We start from the raw sequence: 17,365 nt of genomic DNA on the forward strand, positions 1-17,365 counted from the left end.
CTCCGAGCCCTCCCCGCTCAATCCCTGCCGAGAATGGCGGCAAGCGCGTGCTGAAGCGAGACCCTGGCGGTATCGGCATCGAACACGCCGGCACAGTGCCGCCACGCGACATACCCGTCCGGCCGCACGAGCAACGCACCCGCCTCGTCGATCTCGCGCAGTCGCTGCCAGTCGCAGTACACGTCCTGACAGGCGGGTTCGCCGATCACGACGGTACGCAGGAACGGCAAGCCCAGCGCTCGCGCAGCCTCTCTCCAGGCCTGGCCGGACAGCCCGGTGACGAGCGAGAACTTGCCCTTGCCGACCACGTCGAGCGTCGACACGCGCCTCCCGTGCCGGTCGATCAGCCACGCATGCGGGATCTTCGCGCCCGGCCGCGTGGTCGGCTGCAGGTGGAGTTCGGGATCGCGCGCCCACACTTCCGGCTCGGCGTTCGCATCGGACAGCACGGCCGACGACGCATAACGCTGGTTCATCTCCACGCCTTGCGCATTGAACTCGCGATTCTTCAGTTCCAGCGCATCGAGCGCGGCCTGGCGCGCGCGGGCCCCTTCCGGGCCGGGGTCCTTGAAGCGCGCGATGCCGGCCGCGATCGGGTTCGCGGCCCCCTCCACGCTGAACACCTTCTTGAGCGGCGCATAGTCGACGCGCGACTGGTTCGCGCGCAGCACGATCTGCTTGCCGACGGGCGCGCGCTCGTCCGAATAGGTGTCGAGCAAGCGCGGCGCCGCATGCCCGTGGATCACGAATGCGAGCTTCCACGCGAGGTTGAACGCGTCCTGCACGCAGGTATTCAGGCCGAGGCCGCTCGAAGGCGGATGCCGGTGCACCGCGTCGCCACCGCAGAACACGCGCCCTTTCGAATAGGCGGTCGCGTACGACTGGTTCACGTACCAGACCGACTTGCGCGCGATGTCGATCTCGAGATCGGGATCGCCCACCAGCACGCGGATCTTCTGCAGCACGGTTTCGTCGCGCTGATCCGGGTCGCCCTTCGAGATGTCGAAGCCCCACCCCGCGATCCACTGCGTCCACGGCTTGATCGCGCGCAGCAGGCCCATGCCGATCTCGCCGAAGCTGGCGTCCGGGCTGACGATCCAGTGCAGGATGCTGGGGCGGTGCTGCACGTAACGCGACAGGTCGGCGTTGAAGATCGTGTACAGCGTGCCGGCACGGCCCATCTCGCCGGTGATCGGCAGGCCGATGTCCTCGGCGATCTGCGAGCGCGCGCCGTCCGCCCCCACCAGATACCGCGAGCGCATCGCATACTCGCGGCCCGACAGGCGGTCGCGCAGCCGAACCGTCACGCCCTGCGCGTCCTGCTCGTGCGACAGGTATTCGGTGTTGGTCGCGAACGTGGCGCCGCGCGCCGCTGCGTTCTTGAACAGGATCGGCTCGATGTTCGGCTGGATCAGGTCCACCAGCGGGCAGGGACTGCCCTGCAGATAGTCGCCCTTGCGGGCATCGCCGGTGCCCCACGAGCGCAGGCGCACGAGCTCTTCTCCGGCAAGACTGGTCGTAAACATGCAGTCGCCCATCGATTCCCACGGCGTCGCGTAGCGATGCGTTTCTTCCTCGATGCCGAGATCGCGGTACACCTCCATTGCGCGCTGGTTGGTGATGTGCGCGCGCGGCGTGTCGGCCAGCCAGTTCGGGCGCGACACCATGTGTGCGCCGACGCCATAGGTGGCCAGCGCAAGCGCGGTGGTGGCGCCCATCGGGCCCGAGCCGACCACGAGCACGTCGGTATCGAAGCCGCGTGCCGCCGCGGCATTGTCCGGGGAAATCACGCTCATTTCCTGTCTCCATCAGATTGTTGTGACGATCCGCGCTGCATCGGCGTCCGAACGGCGGGCGGCCGATGCAGTGCGTGACGAGAGGGAAATGATAGCGAGACGCACCCTATGCGAATAATGCGATAATCAAATACCGCTTATCCACTAAATGGATAGCCAGACCGGTCGATACGGAACATGGATTCGCAACTGATCGAGTACTTCCTGCGCGTCGTTGAACTCGGCAGCATCAATCGCGCCGCCGCGGACCTGCAGCTGTCGCAGCCGGCCCTGTCGCGCCACATCGCGCTGCTGGAACGGCAGATCGGCGCGAAGCTTTTCACGCGCGGCAAGAGCGGCGTCGCGCCCACCGAGGCCGGGCAGCTTCTGCACGACCGGGCCCGCCCGATTCTTCGGCAACTGGCCACGCTGGTCGAACAGGTCGGCGAGCGCGCGGCCGGACGACTGTCGGTCGGCTTCCCGCCGTCGTGGCAACAGCTGTTCACGCTTCGCTACATCCCGGCGCTGGTCACGCGCTATCCGGGCGTGTCGCTGCGCGTTCACGAGGGCGTCAGCCACGCACTGCGGGAAGACATGCATGCCGGCATGCTGGATCTGGCCATCATTCCGTTCGAAGGCACGCCGCCGGCCGGCTACCGGCATACGCCGCTCGTGCGCGAGCCGCTCGTGCTCGTCTCCCACAAGGACGGCGGGCTGGTTCCCGGCCAGCCGGTGCCGCTTTCGCACCTGGACAACCTCGCGCTGGCGTTGCCGGGCAAACCCAACGCGATCCGCACGCAGATCGAGAACGCGTTGTCGCGCAAGGGCCATGCGTTCAAGACCGTATTCGAGATCGATGCGATGAACCTGTCGATGGCGCTTGCCCGCGAGGGCATCGGCCATACCGTCACGCCGTGCTGCGCGGTGAGCGGGCACCCGGACTGGGCGCACGACGTCTCGTGGAGCCCGATCCGCGGCATGTACATCACGTGGGCGTTGTGCGAGAACACCGCGCGCTCGCATTCGCCGGCGGTGCGGGAAGGGCGGCGCCTGATCGTCGAGGTCGTCGAAACGATCGTCGCGAACGGGTCGTGGCTGGGTGCGGAACTGCTTCCCTCTTCTCCTGCTGCTTTCAAGGCGGCGCCAGCCAGCTGACTGGATCAGCCAAAGGACTGCGCGGGCCTGCCACGCGTCAGCGAGGCGCCCGTCGTCGCGCGAATGCTGGCGGCGCTTTGCGGTTCGGCGGTTCGGCGGTTCGGCGGTTCGGCGGTTCGGCGGGATGGCGGGATGGCGGGATGGCGGGATGGCAATCATCATCGCGCCTCGCGCCAATCCGCGCGATGGCAGCGCCGCTTGGCCGCGTTCGGCGGCTCGCGTCACGATCTATTGCGGCGCCCGCGTCGAATCGATCAGCTCGTCGGCCTCGCGTTTCAATGCGTCGGCTTCGGCCGAACGTTGCGTGCGGCTGAGGAGCGTGGCCAGATTCCGCAAGGCGCGTGCTTCATCCTGCCGCCAGGTCAACGGATCGTCGTGTGCGAGTGTGCGGTACAGATCCAGCGCACGGCGCCACGCGTCCTCCGCCTCGCGCGGCCTGCCCGTGCGGCTGTAGAGCACGCCCAGATTGTTCAATATCCGCGCTTCGGCAGGCTGGTACTCGGCAGGCGTATTGCTCGAGAGGGCGTGAACGATCTGCAGCGCCTGCCGATACACCTGCAATGCCTTGGCCGGCTGCCGTTCGAGACGGTACAGCACGCCCAGATTGCCCAGCGTGCGCGCCAGGTCGGGCTGATAAAGCGCCGGGCTTTCGCGGGCGAGCTGTTGACGGATCTTCAGCGCTTCCCGGTAGGCGCGCTCCGCTTCCGGCAATCGCTCGCTTGCGCTGTAGAGGTTCCCGAGGTTATTCAGCGTGCGCGCAAGCGCCGGACGCCAGGCGGCGGGATTGTCATGTGCGAGTGCGCGCTGGATGCCGAGCGCTTCGAGATAGGCGCGTTCCGCGTCGCGCGTGCGCTGTGTCGCGCTGTAGAGGATGCCGAGGTCGTTGAGCGTCATCGCGACCGCGGGCCGGTACGTGGCCGGGTCCTGTCGGGCCAGTGCGCGGTCGAGCGCGAGGGCTTCACGCCATGCGTCTGCCGCGTCCGGAAGACGTTGCGTGTCGCGGTACAACGTTGCGAGGTTATCGAGGGTGTTGGCCACTGCAGGGCTATAGGCCGAAGGTTTCACCCGTGCGAGCGCCCAGTAGATTTCGAGCGCGCGCAGCCATGCGGCTTCGGCTTCCTTCTGCTGCTGCCGCATCGCATACAGACCGCCAAGCTTGTCGAGCGTATGCGCGATGGACGGCTGCCACGCGGCAGGCTTCTGTTGCGCAAGCGTCCGATACTGGATCAGCAGCGCCCGATATACCGGCTCCGCGCGCTCGGGCTCGCGGTGCACGAGCAGCGTGTCGGCGAATGCGGTGGCGATGTCCATATCGTCGGGTTGCAGCGCATGGGCCTTCTCCAGGTACGGCAGCGCGTTCCACGGCATGAAGCGAAGCAGTTCGATGGTTGCCGCTTCGTAGTTGCGCGCTGCGGATAGCTGGGCGGGACCGGGGGCTTTGGCAACGAGCCGCGCAAGCAGCGCAGATGCGTTGTCCAGATCGAGGCGCGCCGCGGCTTCGTCGAGCTGCCGTTCGGCGGGATCCGCGCTGCGTGCGATCGACAACCTGTGCAGCAGTTCTTCGTAACGTGCGCTCCATTTCGACGCTTCGGCTGCGACGTCGATATCGGTGCGCGTCCTGATCTGCGATGCAAGGCTTTCGAGGATCGGTTCGAAGTTGATGAACGTGGCATCGATTCGAGGTTCGCCAAGGTCCGTCTGCGAGAGTACCGCGTGCAGCATCACGTTGGCCGCTGTCGCCAGCGCGACGCGTTGCGCGGCGGAGAGCCCGTCACCCTTCACCGTGCGGTTCAGGCGCTCAGTGACGCGCGCGAGCGCGGGCGCGGAGACGGCGCAGCGGGTCCGCACTGCGAGTCCATCCTTCACGTCGATTTCGGAGAACGACGGCAAACACGCACCGGCCGCCGCCGCAGCGGCGCATGCCGTGGATAGCGCGGCGATCGCGATGCCGGACAGAATGTTGCCCGCACTCATTGCCAGTCACGTCTGCAGAATTACCGGTACAGCGTTGCGCGGCGCATCGCTTCGCGTGGAACGCCGCAATGGCGTCGCGTGTACTTATTCTATTGAATACGGTTGGGCCGTTCCGGTGAGAGGTGGCCGCGCAAATTCGGACAGACGGATAAGTGGGGCGGAAATCTTTCACGCGACGGAAATTGCGTACGCGACGGGAACGCGCAAGCAATGGTTCCGCATGGGAAGCAAGCGCGGCGCGCGACTGTGCCGCCGAGCCGTCGGCGCCTGGCCGCACCTTTCCTGTTCTCCCACTCAGAAGTGCGAGAAGAAAGCGCGCGCCGCAGACATGCAGAACGGCGCGACGAGGTCGGCATGGTAGGCCTGCAGCACCGCAGCGGCACCGCCATCCTTCGCCCCTGCGGCAACGGCCTGAGCGGCGAGCGTGACCTTTGCGAGCGCAAAGCCTTGCTTGACGGCGGCGTACGCGTCGTGGGGACCCGAGATCGACGAGTCGACGTCCAGGACGGTCGTGAGCCCGGGCCGCACGTTGGCGTTCAACCAATACGCCTGCTCGACGAGCGTATTGAAGAAGAAAACCGTGGGATCGGCGTTGCCTCCGCAAAGTAGAACGGGCGAACGCGGAACCCAGTTTCGCAGATCGTTTCGCCTGAATGCCCGACGCAGGGGATGGGTCGGATGGGTCGCCGGCGCCATCGCAGCCGTCGGATTCGGGAACGCGCCATCCGGATTGGCGAACGCGTCTTCGAGAGCGCTGAGACGATAGGCGTTGCGCACGAGATTGGCAGTGCCGAATCCGAGGGTGAACAGTGGGGTCAGGGCCGCAGGCACGAGCGGGGGCACAATCGGCGGCGTCAGGGACGCGAACTGCGGCGCAGGGGGGGTGCTGCTGAAAAGTTGCGTCGGAGGCAGCTTCCCGCTTGCAAACAGCACGCCGAGGGGATTCAGGTTCGGCAGGAGATTCTCGATGCCAGGTGCGTAGGATGCCTCATACATGTCGCCGGGCGTCTGATAGATATTCCGGTACGCGCGCTGGTAGCTCGTCGCAACCAACGTCACGAAGACGGGCGCGCCGAGGCTGACCTCGCCTTCGATGATCGCGTCGCCTGAGGCGGCGAGCGCATAGGGACCGGATCCCGGCGCGGAAGCCGTGACCAGAAAGCCCGATCTTTGCAGCGCACGCTGCGTCGCGAGTGCAACGTGGCCGCCCTGCGAATATCCGGTGACGAAAAGCTTGCCGCTCCCTCGTGTCGTGTGTTCCGGATTCGCTCTGCGCAGCACAGCGGGCATCGCACGAAGCGAGTCGATCATGTCGGCGGATTGCTGGTCGGCGTTCAGGTACGGGTGATACGTCAGATCGGATCCGGCGTAACCGGCGTAGTTGCTCGCCACCACGATGTAGCCGTGGGCCGCATATATCGCAGCGATGCCGATACCCTCGGACGCGCCATCCACGTTCGCAGGATCCGTTTGCGTCACGTCGGCGATGTTGTAGTTGCGATACGCGGTGGTTGCGTGCGCATAAAGCAAAACCGGGCGTCGCCCAGTGCAGGCCGGACCTCCGCCAGGAATCATCAGCGCGGCGCCGGATGTGGCAGGTTCTCCCGCACCGCCGATGGTCCGATAGCGAAAATACACGATCTGCACGTTGCAGCTCGGAACACCGGCGATTTGCTCGAGCTGTCGTCCAGATGCGCTTGAATCCAGCAACTTCGTGAGCGCAGCCGCGCTGAGCCGTAATGTCGTCTGCTGTTCGACAAGCCGGCCACGGGAGGCGCACTCCGACTCGTCGCATGCCGAGCCGGCCTGCACATTGACACTGGCGCACAAGGTAAGACACGTCAACAATGACAGGCTCGCGTTTCGTATTGTTGTCGACATGGTCAGGCTCCGTTTCCTTGGAACACGGTCGATTGGGCTGTCTACCGGATGCAGTTGAGTATAGGTAAACGGCTTGACGGAACGCCTGCTTCAGGGCATGCGAATCTCGCGATGAGATGTGCGACAGGGATTGGCCTGCGCAATGGATGCGGCGTGGTCCGCGACGTCACGTCCCGGCGACATGTACAACGCGCACATGCCATAATTCGCCAGTTCCTGAGCCACCGAACGCATCATGTCATACGCGAAATGATTTCGATCAGATCACTTGCTGCCGCCTGCGTGCTGCTAGCCGGATATATTGCTACAGCACACGCCGAGACGTACCCGCCAGAAGTATCAAGAAAAATCGACGGACTCCAGTCCAAATGCGCCTACAAGTCCAACGATCCCAAGGCGCCCGCCTGCATCGAATACAAGGCCATGTTGGCCCGCACCATTCCGCCCGCCGTCCAGGCGCTGATGCATCGGGAAGAAGCGCTCAATGACACATGCCGGAACGGCCCGCCACCGAAAATGTTGCCTGACGGGCAATATGCCCAGGGAAGCGCCTGCGCACAACGCGAACAGCTGATGAAGACGATTCACCAGTACGGCTGGTGCTGGGGTCATACGGACATGGATAGCTACCATCCGGGCTGGGTGATCTGTCATCCCGGTGAATGGCAGTAAGTCCGCCCCAATAGCGAGACAGAATCCCGCAAGGCTGCGGAGGTGGATTCCTGGGTCAGGTTCGATCTGCGGCGATTTCCATCACGATTCGACGCCGAACCGCAAACCCCTGTTCGGAACGTTGCTTCACGAGTTCCACGATCGCTTGTGGCGCGACATCTGGCCTCCCTGCATTGAATGGCGGCGCCGGAGCATATTCGAGTTCGAGTTGAATCGCCTGTGCTTCCTCGACCCCCGCCAATTCAGCAGCCAACGCCAGTCCAAAATCGATGCCCGCGGTCACACCTCCGCCCGTGATGAGGTTGCCGTCACGGACTACCCGACCACGGGCAGGAATGGCACCAAGGGGCTCAAGCAATGTGTGGAAGGCCCAGTGAGTGGTGGCACGCCGCCCGCGAAGCAACCCTGCGGCACCAAGCAATAACGCCCCGGTACAGACAGAAGTGACGTAACGGGCACGAGCGGCCTGTTTGCGAACGAACTCGATCGTTTGGTCGTCCTGCAGCAGGTCTGTCACGCCACTTCCACCGGGAACACAAATCACGTCGAGTGGCGGGCAGTCCTCGTACGTGGTGGTAGGCGTAAGGAGCAATCCGCTGCTGGATGTCACGGGCTCGCGTGTTTTCCAGATCAGTTGTGGCATTGCGCCGGGGAGCGATGCGAGTACGTCGTGGGGACCAGTCAAGTCCAGTTGCTGTACTTGTGGAAATACCAAAAATCCGATCTGGATAGTCATGGGGGTACCTTGTCAAATGTGGAAGCGATTCGCAGCAGCGGCGGTTTCCGCGCTGGACGAACCGATTCTATGCAGATAGCCTTTGGCGAAATTGCCAAATACCCCTCTCTTTCTGCCATGCAATGACAGCCGAAGCACGATCCATTTTGCTGGTTGCCTTTCCGGACGTTCAACTCCTTGACGTCACCGGGCCTTTGCAGGTTTTTGCTTCCGCCAATGAACTGGCGGTACAGCGAGGGCTCGCAGAGCCCTATGCACCTCAGGTCGTTGCAGTCGAAGCCGGGCTCGTCACCTCGTCCTCCGGACTGGCCCTGTTGACACGGTCCATACGTTCAGTGACAGGGCTCATCGACACGCTCATCGTTCCGGGCGGCCGCGGCGTTTCCGCGGCATCGGCGGATGCACGCTTGACCCGTTGGGTACAGCGGCAAGCCAGCCGATCAAGACGCATCGCGTCCGTGTGTTCGGGGGCATTTCTGCTGGCAGAGGCCGGATTGCTGGATGGGCGACGCGTGGTCACGCATTGGGCTCGTTGTGACGAACTCGCGAACCGCTATCCCAAGCTGCGCGTGGAAGTCGATCCAATTTTCGTTCGCGACGGCCAAATCTGGTCCTCCGCTGGTGTAACCGCGGGAATCGATCTTGCGCTTGCGCTCGTGGAAGAAGATCTCGGCCGTTCGATAGCACTGGACGTTGCTCGTGAGCTCGTGGTCTTTTTGAAGCGGCCGGGCGGCCAGTCCCAGTTTAGTGCCATGCTGTCGATGCAAAAAGCGGATGACCGGTTCGGCGAACTGCATGCATGGATAGTGGCTCACCTTGCGGCTGATCTTTCCGTCCCTACGCTGGCCAGACGACTCCACATGAGCGAACGCAGCTTCATGCGTCACTACAAGGCAGAGACGGGCCGGACACCTGCGCGCGCGGTTGAACAATTCCGGATCGAGGCCGCACAGCGACTACTCGGCGAAACCTCATGGTCAATCAAACGCATCGCAACGCGTTGCGGGTTCGGTAGCGAAGAAAGCATGCGCCGCAGTTTTGTTCGTCTACTACGGGTCGCTCCTCAAGCGTATAGGGAGCGGTTCTCATTTTCTTGACGCGCATGTCCATCAGGTACGAACAACCGATTTGGAATGCGAATCGGCCGCGGGAGCGTCCGGTCGACCGCCCGGTCAAGCGGCCGTTCTTGGCCGGCAGGCGGCCGCCGGTCGTGGTCTCCGGCAACTGGCCGAAAGGCATACTTCGCACTTGCCTGTCGGGACCGCCGGTAAACTCGGGCAGCCAAAGCAACTTTTCCGGGTCACATGAGCACTCAAACCCACGGACGTACCTGCAAACGTCACTCCAATGATGCATAGGTCTTCGCGCCTTATCTGACAGGACACGAATCGGAAAGCTACACCAAAACTACGCTAAGGTCTTTCGGGGTCGGCCGTTCCCGACCGAGGGCGTGTGAAAACGCGAAACCACTCGGTTTTCGGGTGTCGCTTCACCCTTCCCAGACCGCTTCCAAGCCAATGCACGACGATCTGGAGCGTGGTGTTTTTCCAATGGAGCGTTTGGCGTGCGTTTTTACACACGCTCGACCCAAAGCAGCCGGTTGAGCCTCCAGAGATTCGATGGCGGTTTACGGAACTAAGCAGTCGCACGGCTCACGGGCTGTATGCCGGCCGATTCAGTTATTTAGGCAGCGTCTGCGTCACGCCGGATGAGCGTTCAACTTACGGTATTCCCCTGGCGTAACCCCCGTCCAGCCCTTGAAGGCGCGCAGGAATGAGTTGGTGTCTTGAAAACCGATCAGGAAAGAAATCTCGCCCGGCGAGATAGCGGAGCGGGCCAGGTAATAGCAGGCCAGCTCCTGCCGCGTGTCGTTAAGCACGTCCTGATAGCTGACCGACTCGTCTGCGAGATGGCGCTGTAGCGATCGCTTGCTCATCGCCAGACGGTTCGCGATATCCTCGATGCTGCTTTGGCCGCTCGGCAGCATGTCGAGCAGTGCGCTGTGTACTCGCTCACGCGTGCTGGCCTCGGCATCGAGCTTCGAGAGACGCGCCTGAAGTTCCGGCTCGAAGAACTGCCACATGGCGAGGTTCTCGGTCAGGAACGGTCGCGCGGCATCTTCTGCCGAGAAGCGAATGCGATTGTGGCTGCCTTGCCGCAGACGGCAGCCGAGAAAGTCTTCGCACGGGCCGACCTGGCTCGGCAGCACCGCCAATTCCGCTTCAATCGGGTTAATCGTTTGCCGCGTGGCAAGGCGTGCCAGCTGCGTGAAAAAAACCAGTTCCGTGGCGCATAGGCTGCACGGTAGCGGACGATCATAGCCGTAGCATTCGATAAATGTCTCCGTGTAGTCCTTCCCGACGAAAACGTCCAGCGCTAAGGGTCCACACAGACGCTTGTATTCGGCGAGCCGGGCAAACGCAACATTGAGGTTCGGGCTGCACAGGCAGGCAAAGAGCGCCGGATCGAAGGCCTCGACTGAGATGCCGCTGCCGAGCCGCACCGGCAACTGCGCTTCACCGACCATCTTTTCGAGGCCGTGAACGAAGCGAAAGTACTCGACAGGCGTCAGCGAGGCATCCTTGCGGCCGAACAGATCGGCGGGCAGCTCGGCCAGCGCCAGCAGATCCCCGGGCGCGACCCCCAGGTCGAAGATGATCAGTTTCCAGCCGGGATGCAGGGTAAAGCGCGTTGCTTGCTTCATCAAGCTGCCTTTTCCATCGCCTGTCGCGAGATCTTCAGAACCGCTTTGCGTGGCAGCAGTGGAACAATCCAATCGAGCATAATCTGCAGCTTCCGCTCGTTGAAGGCAACCAGTTCGACTGTAAGTTCAACTTGTCCAAGCTTGGAAATCGTCGCAGAGAGGTTTAACTCTCCGTCGAGGGAGGTCCACCTTTTGGCGCCATCCCACCCGGTCCATGCTTCCGCCATCTCGCGAAAAAAAGCTGAAACCGGTCCGATCACATAGGTTGAAGCCCCACCTCGCCGTGAAATGGTGGATCCGTAAGCGTGGCGATAAACAGTGTTTCGTCCGAGGCACGAGACGTGACTCGGATACTCAATGAAGCCCGGCCATGACAGGAATTCACATCGACACGATCCATTTTCGCTCCGCTGGCGTTCGTTGAGCAATCTTAACGGACGTAGCTGTCTTTGTAGCAAAAGCGCGCAGGTCGTTCGTCCGCTTTGGATACGCAATTGTGAGCGTCTCTTGGTGGCCGACCCCGGCCCAATGATGCAGGTGGCGCCTTGCGGGCGATCCGGCGACACGCGAACGACAGCCACCGACCCTGAAGGGACAGTCGCGGAAAGCAAAAGCGGACATTCGCATCGTCGTTAGAGGCGAGTCCTGTTGAACTTGGCGACTATCTTGCCTAAATTCTCAGAACGCCTGAATCGTCGTCCCTAATCACGGCGTGACAGGCAGTTGCTTCCATTCGGCGCCTGTGCGTCGGTACAAGTGAGGAAGCAGCCGATGGTCGCAATCCCCGGACCGCTCTACGACGTGCCGAAGCTCCACTAGCCCTTGTGCGGAAGATGAGTCGCAGAATGCAAGGAGGTCACGCGCTGGAGCAACCGCGACAAAGCCCTGCGGGGCGAGATGGGCGTACCAGTGATTCCACATGGCATCAAGCGTGAGAAGACTCGCCTCGAAGTTGCCTCCCATGAGTGCAACATATATCGAACCGTACTCGCGAACAGCCAGCTTTTCTTCCGCAAGAGCTTGCAAATTTGAAACGGCCATTGAATGAAGATGGTCAACCGAGGCACCTTCCTGTTCCAGATGCCGGTGCTGAACAAAGGCCAAATGATCAGCTGCAACCGCGACGTACGAAACCATTAGATCGTCGGTGAGGGGACGGAGAACAGGCGAGTCCTCCCGTGACAACGATATTGCTGGCGTTGAGTCTTGCGCCATGGGCTTCAAGTAAGCGATGGCGCGGGTACAGATGCCGCCTTCTGTCACAGTCATAGAGCGATATTCAATCAATCCAAAAATACGGCTAGAACCGTAGAACCATCCTTGGCGGATTGTCGACGATTCGGGTCGCGATGTCGAATGGCTGGTAGTGGCCGACACCTGCCCGCCCCGATCGACCAGTTGAATCCCCCCGTTGCCGCCGTTGGCGATCGCGGAGACCGGACATTCAGGACGTCACGGCGCGCCCACTAAGTCCAGTGGAACGATCCGAATCGCGACGAATGGCGTCGCGCCGCTATCGCACACCGTCACGATGTATCAGGAACGTACTCGTGCGTGCCCCATAGCGCTTCGTCACTTCGGCATTGGCCATCAATCTGGACGATTTCAGAATCGGGCTTACCGCCGCATACAGCCGGTCGGGATCGGGCCCGTATATGTACAGATAGCCGTCGTTGCCGTCGATGTGATATTCCGTCTCGCCGAGTTCGCCAACGCCCGCACGTCTTATCGCGCTGTCCAGGCGACGCTCCAGCGTGTGAATTTGCGCGCGGTCCCGCGGATAGTAGTCGAAATGCACCATCATGACCGGCCCCGGGGGGGCGTCGGTTTGGCTGGACGCTACGCTGCCCGCGGAAAAAGCAGCGCAGAGAAACGCGACGAGTACTTTTCTTCTCGACATGCGTGGGAATCGTCAGCAAACGGGAAAAGCATTGTCGACGATTCAGACCCATCGGTCGAGCGTCGCTTCATGGCCGAACCCCGCCAATCCCCGCCAAACCCGAAAAAAGGCCCCGCCTGCATCCGCCTGGCGGGGCCAACCCATGTCAGAAGAGACGTCCTGGAAGAGACGGTGCCCATCTTATCGAGCGCGCCGCAGCCACCCAACCAAGCAATTCTGCTATCCATCTGCGCCGCCACCGTGCGCCACTCCCCCGCTCACATCGCATATCGATAGAACGAAAAGTCGTTTCCCGACCAGAACCAGGATCGCTACCATGCAGTTTTAAGCCTGCGCTTAGCCGGGCAACGCACCCCAGAGAGGAGCACCCCTTGACCGCATTCGACCAGCATCGCCGCCCGTTCGTCGTCGGCATCGGCGGCACCACCCGCGCATCCTCGTCGACCGAGCGCGCGCTGAGCTTCGCACTGCGCGGCGCGCAGGCAGCCGGCGCACGCACCCGCCTGTTCGACGGCCCGTTCCTGCACACGCTGCCGCACTACGCGCCCGAGCAGAAAACGCTGACCGACGCGCAGCGCGAACTGATCGACACCGTGCGGCAGGCGGATGCGATCGTCATCGCGACGCCGGGCTACCACGGCGGCGTATCGGGCCTCGTGAAGAACGCGCTCGATACGCTCGAGGAGCTGCGCGCCGACGAGCGCCCCTATCTGGACGGTCGGGCAGTCGGCTGCATCGTCACCGCCTACGGCTGGCAGGCGGCCGGCACCGTGCTAACGTCGCTGCGCTCGATCGTGCACGCGCTGCGCGGCTGGCCGACGCCGTTCGGCGCGGCCGTCAACACGCTCGAAACCCGCTTCGAAAGCGCCGATAGCTGCTCGGACCCGAAAGTCGCCGCACAGCTCGAAACGGTCGGCGCGCAAGCCGCCGAGTTCGCGCTCGCGTTCGCGTCGCATCGCGCGGCCACGCAGGTCGCGTCGGCCAACACGCTTGCACCGGTGCTGAAGCTTGCGAGCCACTGAGCGCCGCCTCCGTTCCCACGCGCCGGTCGCGCGCCACGCCTCGGTGGCGCGCGACCGGCGTTTGCCTGCCCGCGTCGCGGCCAGCCTGAAACCACCGCCCGGCAATGACGATTCAATCCGTCGCGTCATTAGCATTGGCCGAAAGATTGGTTCTTTTTTGCCGAAGGTTTCCGTACGCTGAAAGCTCTTCCTTCTTCCGCGTCCGCCATGAACCGCACGATCCGTTACAAAGGCTACGAAGTCGCCGCCGCCGCCGCGCGGCAGCCGAACGGCCTGTTCGCCGCCAACCTGACGATCGCCAAGGCCAGCACCGGCGCATCGCGGGCCTATTCGTTCGATGCGATCGATTTCTTCTTCGAGGAGGAACACGCGCTCGCCTACGCGTCGCGTTGGGGTCGCCTCTGGGTCGACACGCATGCTTGACCTGCATCATTGACGTGAATCAGGCAATCGTGCAGGCGAGACAAGCAAAATACGCGGATTCGGGAGCCATGTGAAAATCTTTCACCCCGTAATCTCGCAATAACAATAGCCATGACTGACGCGCTGCAGCGCGAACAAGCAGCAGATCAAGCAATGCGCAACTGGGACTACGAGCGTCAAGGCCCGGTCAAGATCGGATCCGACGCGCATAAAGAAATGTTCTGCCGCATGCTGCTCGAGACTCACAACCCGTACAAGCCGGCCGTGATCGACTGGCCGCCGCTCGAGCCGGACGCGCTGGAGCGGCTCACGTCGCTGCCGATCTGGGACATCGCAGTGCAGACGGAAGGGCGCGCGTCGATCCGCGTCGCGACGTTCGCCGCGACCATCAAGGACACGCTGCTGCGCGAGACGCTCGACATGGACGGCGGAGAAGAGGCCCGCCACAAGATCGTGCTGTCGAAGCTCGTCGACGCGTACGGCATCAGGCTCGCGCCGGAGCCGGCCTACCCCGCGCCGAAGGACGCCGAATGGGCGTGGATGGTCACGGGCTTCAGCGAGTGCATCGACAGCTTCTTCGCGTTCGGGCTGTTCCGCTCCGCGCAACGTTCGGGCTACTTCCCCGCCGAGCTGGTCGAGACCTTCGAGCCGGTGATCCAGGAGGAAGGCCGGCACATCCTGTTCTTCGTCAACTGGTACGCATGGTACTGGCGCAACATGGCGTGGTGGCGCCGGCCGTGGTTCTTCGCGAAGGTCGCCGCGGTGTGGGCGTTCCTGATCTGGGAACGGATCGGCATCGCGCGCGGCATCGACACCGACGGCGTCGCGCACGACGCGAACTTCTCGGCCACCGGCGCGGCAAGCGTCGGCGATGCGCTCGATCCGCGCGAGCTGGTCGCGCTGTGCCTCACCGAGAACGACCGCCGGATGGCGGGCTACGACAAGCGTCTGCTGCGGCCGATGTTCATGCCGCGCATGGCGCGCCTCGCGTTGCGCTTCATGAAGAAGAAGTAAGCGCATCGCGCGACAGGGCGGCGCCGGCAATGCGGTGCCGCCCTGTCGCACATGCGGCACGGTGCGTTGCGCGCCGTGCCGTCCCTCCGTTACGCCGCCTCCTGCTCCATCACGAGCAATTGCGCGCCATCGGCCACCTGATCGCCGACCGCATAGAGGATCTCGGCGACGACACCGGCGGCCGGCGCGCCGATCGTGTGCTCCATCTTCATCGCTTCCATCACGATCAGCGGCGTGCCCGCCTCGACCGCCTGCCCCGGCTCCACCAGCACCGCGATGACCTTGCCCGGCATCGGCGCGGTCAAGCGGCCGCCGCCGTGCTCGGTGTCGCCCGCATGCGCGATCAGGTTGCGCCATTCGAACGCCTCGGCCGCGCCTTGCGTGAAGACGTGGAACGTATCGCCGTCCGCGTACACGCGCCCGCTGCTGCGCACACCGTCGAGCGTGACGTCGAAATCGAGCGGCGTCGCGCCGCGCGACCACGCGAACGGCTGCGCCGCCGCGTCGCCAGCCGCGAGGCGCTGGCCGGCGGCGCCGTCCTCGTACGCGACCGTCACGTCCGTCTCGCGCTCGAGCGCGCGCCATTCGATCGTGCGCCGATAACCGGCGTTCAGCCGCCAGTTCGGCAGCGCCGCCCACGGCGACGCGCCGCCCGCCTGCATGTCGCGCTCGCGGGCAAGCAACGCCGCGCAGGCCAGCGCGAGCGCGGCACGCGGCGACGCCTGCGGCGCGAACAGCGTATCGTGATGCCGCTCGATCAGCCCGGTGTCGAGATCGGCCTCGGCGAACGGCTTGCACGCGACGATCCGCTGCAGGAACGCCGCATTGGTGTGGAGCCCGACCGCCTCGCAGTCGCGCAGCGCGCGCGCCATCCGGCCGAGCGCTTCCTCGCGGTCCGCGCCATGGACGATCAGCTTCGCGATCATCGGATCGTAGAACGGCGTGATCGCATCGCCCTCGCGCACGCCGCTGTCGACGCGCACCGGCGCGCCGATGTCGAACTCGACGCCGTCCGGCAGGCGCAGGTGCTTGAGCGTGCCGGTCGACGGCAGGAAGCCGCGCGCGGGGTTCTCCGCATACAGGCGCGCCTCGATCGCATGGCCGTGCACGTGCAGCTGCTCCTGACGCAACGGCAGCGGCTCGCCGGCCGCGACGCGCAATTGCCATTCGACGAGATCCAGCCCCGTGACCATTTCGGTGACCGGATGCTCGACCTGCAGGCGGGTGTTCATTTCCATGAAATAGAACGCGTCGCCCGTCATGATGAATTCGACCGTGCCCGCGCCGACGTAGCCGACCGCCTGCGCGGCCGCGACGGCCGCCTCGCCCATCGAGCGGCGCACGCCGTCCGGCAGGCCCGGCGCCGGCGCTTCCTCGAGCACCTTCTGGTGACGGCGCTGCACCGAGCAGTCGCGGTCGAACAGATAGACCGTGTTGCCGTGCCGGTCGCCGAACACCTGCACCTCGACGTGACGCGGGCGCAGCAGATACTTCTCGATCAGCACGCGGTCGTTGCCGAAGCTGCTCGCCGCCTCGCGCTGGCACGACGCGAGCGCGGCCGGGAAGTCGTCCGAGCGCTCGACGACGCGCATCCCCTTGCCGCCGCCGCCCGCGCTGGCCTTGAGCAGCACCGGGTAGCCGATCGCGTCGGCTTCGCGATGCAGCAGCGCGGCCTCCTGCGCGTCGCCGTGATAGCCCGGCACGAGCGGCACCGCCGCGGCCTGCATCAGCGCCTTCGCGGCGGCCTTCGAGCCCATCGCGGCGATCGCGTCGACCGGCGGCCCGATGAACGCGATCCCCGCCGCCTCGCACGCGCGCGCGAAGTCCTCGTTCTCGGACAGGAACCCGTAGCCCGGGTGAATCGCCTGTGCGCCGGTCGCGCGCGCGGCGTCGATGATGCGCTCGATGCGCAGATAGCTGTCGGCGGCAGCCGAGCCGCCGATATGCACCGCCTCGTCGCAGGCGGCCACGTGTTTCGCATGCGCATCCGCGTCCGAATACACGGCAACGCTCGCGATCCCGAGACGTTTGCACGTCGCGGCGACCCGGCAGGCGATTTCGCCACGATTGGCGATCAGAATCTTGTCGAACATGGCTTCGATGTCGTCC

General features: G+C 64.1%; 15 protein-coding genes. 6 read left to right on the top strand and 9 right to left on the bottom strand.

The window, feature by feature from the left end:
* Positions 1-17: 17 nt before the first annotated feature.
* Positions 18-1,796 (bottom strand): FAD-dependent monooxygenase, encoded by a 1,779-nt coding sequence (locus tag LIG30_RS22950; RefSeq protein ID WP_038715796.1) that lies wholly within the window; start codon positions 1,794-1,796, stop codon positions 18-20.
* Between the two features lie 177 nt (positions 1,797-1,973).
* On the opposite strand from LIG30_RS22950, the gene LIG30_RS22955 reads away from it, so the two are divergent.
* The gene (locus LIG30_RS22955; protein WP_051995150.1) at positions 1,974-2,930 is read left to right on the top strand and encodes a LysR substrate-binding domain-containing protein; all 957 of its coding nucleotides are present in this window, start codon (positions 1,974-1,976) and stop codon (positions 2,928-2,930) included.
* Between the two features lie 228 nt (positions 2,931-3,158).
* Here LIG30_RS22955 and LIG30_RS22960 read toward each other — a convergent pair whose 3' ends face one another.
* Entirely contained in the window at positions 3,159-4,904 is a 1,746-nt protein-coding gene (locus LIG30_RS22960; RefSeq protein WP_038715797.1) for a tetratricopeptide repeat protein, read from the bottom strand.
* Between the two features lie 294 nt (positions 4,905-5,198).
* Complete coding sequence (locus LIG30_RS22965; protein ID WP_038715798.1) at positions 5,199-6,785, bottom strand: alpha/beta hydrolase family protein; 1,587 nt, start codon at positions 6,783-6,785, stop codon at positions 5,199-5,201.
* Positions 6,786-7,034: 249 nt separating this feature from the next.
* Between LIG30_RS22965 and LIG30_RS22970 the strand changes: the two genes are divergently transcribed.
* Complete coding sequence (locus LIG30_RS22970) at positions 7,035-7,457, top strand: hypothetical protein (RefSeq protein ID WP_038715801.1); 423 nt, start codon at positions 7,035-7,037, stop codon at positions 7,455-7,457.
* Positions 7,458-7,512: 55 nt separating this feature from the next.
* On the opposite strand, the gene LIG30_RS25705 is transcribed toward LIG30_RS22970, so the two are convergent.
* Positions 7,513-8,193: a DJ-1/PfpI family protein gene (locus LIG30_RS25705; protein WP_038715802.1), complete on the bottom strand. Its 681-nt coding sequence runs from the start codon at positions 8,191-8,193 to the stop codon at positions 7,513-7,515.
* Between the two features lie 122 nt (positions 8,194-8,315).
* Between LIG30_RS25705 and LIG30_RS25710 the strand changes: the two genes are divergently transcribed.
* Positions 8,316-9,290 carry a GlxA family transcriptional regulator gene (locus LIG30_RS25710; RefSeq protein ID WP_083494148.1) on the top strand — a complete coding sequence of 325 codons (975 nt, stop codon included), beginning with the start codon at positions 8,316-8,318 and terminating at the stop codon, positions 9,288-9,290.
* 602 nt (positions 9,291-9,892) lie between these two features.
* On the opposite strand, the gene LIG30_RS22985 is transcribed toward LIG30_RS25710, so the two are convergent.
* From LIG30_RS22985 to LIG30_RS22995, 4 genes are all read right to left on the bottom strand, one after another.
* Positions 9,893-10,897 (bottom strand): AraC family transcriptional regulator, encoded by a 1,005-nt coding sequence (locus tag LIG30_RS22985; protein WP_038715805.1) that lies wholly within the window; start codon positions 10,895-10,897, stop codon positions 9,893-9,895.
* A complete protein-coding gene (locus LIG30_RS27050) occupies positions 10,897-11,157 on the bottom strand; it encodes a DUF6228 family protein (RefSeq protein WP_200929731.1) in 261 nt (86 codons plus the stop codon). The genes LIG30_RS22985 and LIG30_RS27050 overlap by 1 nt, the downstream gene beginning before the upstream one ends.
* Positions 11,158-11,602: 445 nt before the next feature.
* A complete protein-coding gene (locus tag LIG30_RS26690) occupies positions 11,603-12,274 on the bottom strand; it encodes a hypothetical protein (protein ID WP_152986206.1) in 672 nt (223 codons plus the stop codon).
* 136 nt (positions 12,275-12,410) lie between these two features.
* On the bottom strand, positions 12,411-12,797 hold the full coding sequence (locus tag LIG30_RS22995) for a hypothetical protein (protein WP_235510371.1): 387 nt from the start codon (positions 12,795-12,797) through the stop codon (positions 12,411-12,413).
* A 371-nt stretch (positions 12,798-13,168) separates the two neighbouring features.
* Between LIG30_RS22995 and LIG30_RS23000 the strand changes: the two genes are divergently transcribed.
* From LIG30_RS23000 to LIG30_RS23010, 3 genes are all read left to right on the top strand, one after another.
* On the top strand, positions 13,169-13,819 hold the full coding sequence (locus LIG30_RS23000) for an NADPH-dependent FMN reductase (RefSeq protein ID WP_038715809.1): 651 nt from the start codon (positions 13,169-13,171) through the stop codon (positions 13,817-13,819).
* A gap of 207 nt (positions 13,820-14,026) precedes the next feature.
* Positions 14,027-14,242, top strand: a complete 216-nt coding sequence (locus LIG30_RS23005; protein WP_038715812.1) for a hypothetical protein — start codon at positions 14,027-14,029, stop codon at positions 14,240-14,242.
* A 111-nt stretch (positions 14,243-14,353) separates the two neighbouring features.
* Complete coding sequence (locus LIG30_RS23010) at positions 14,354-15,256, top strand: hypothetical protein (protein ID WP_038715814.1); 903 nt, start codon at positions 14,354-14,356, stop codon at positions 15,254-15,256.
* Positions 15,257-15,345: 89 nt separating this feature from the next.
* On the opposite strand, the gene LIG30_RS23015 is transcribed toward LIG30_RS23010, so the two are convergent.
* Positions 15,346-17,349, bottom strand: a complete 2,004-nt coding sequence (locus tag LIG30_RS23015; protein WP_038715815.1) for an acetyl-CoA carboxylase biotin carboxylase subunit — start codon at positions 17,347-17,349, stop codon at positions 15,346-15,348.
* Between the last annotated feature and the right edge of the window lie 16 nt (positions 17,350-17,365).

The sequence above is a fragment of the Burkholderia sp. lig30 genome (assembly GCF_000687455.2).
GTDB lineage: Bacteria > Pseudomonadota > Gammaproteobacteria > Burkholderiales > Burkholderiaceae > Burkholderia.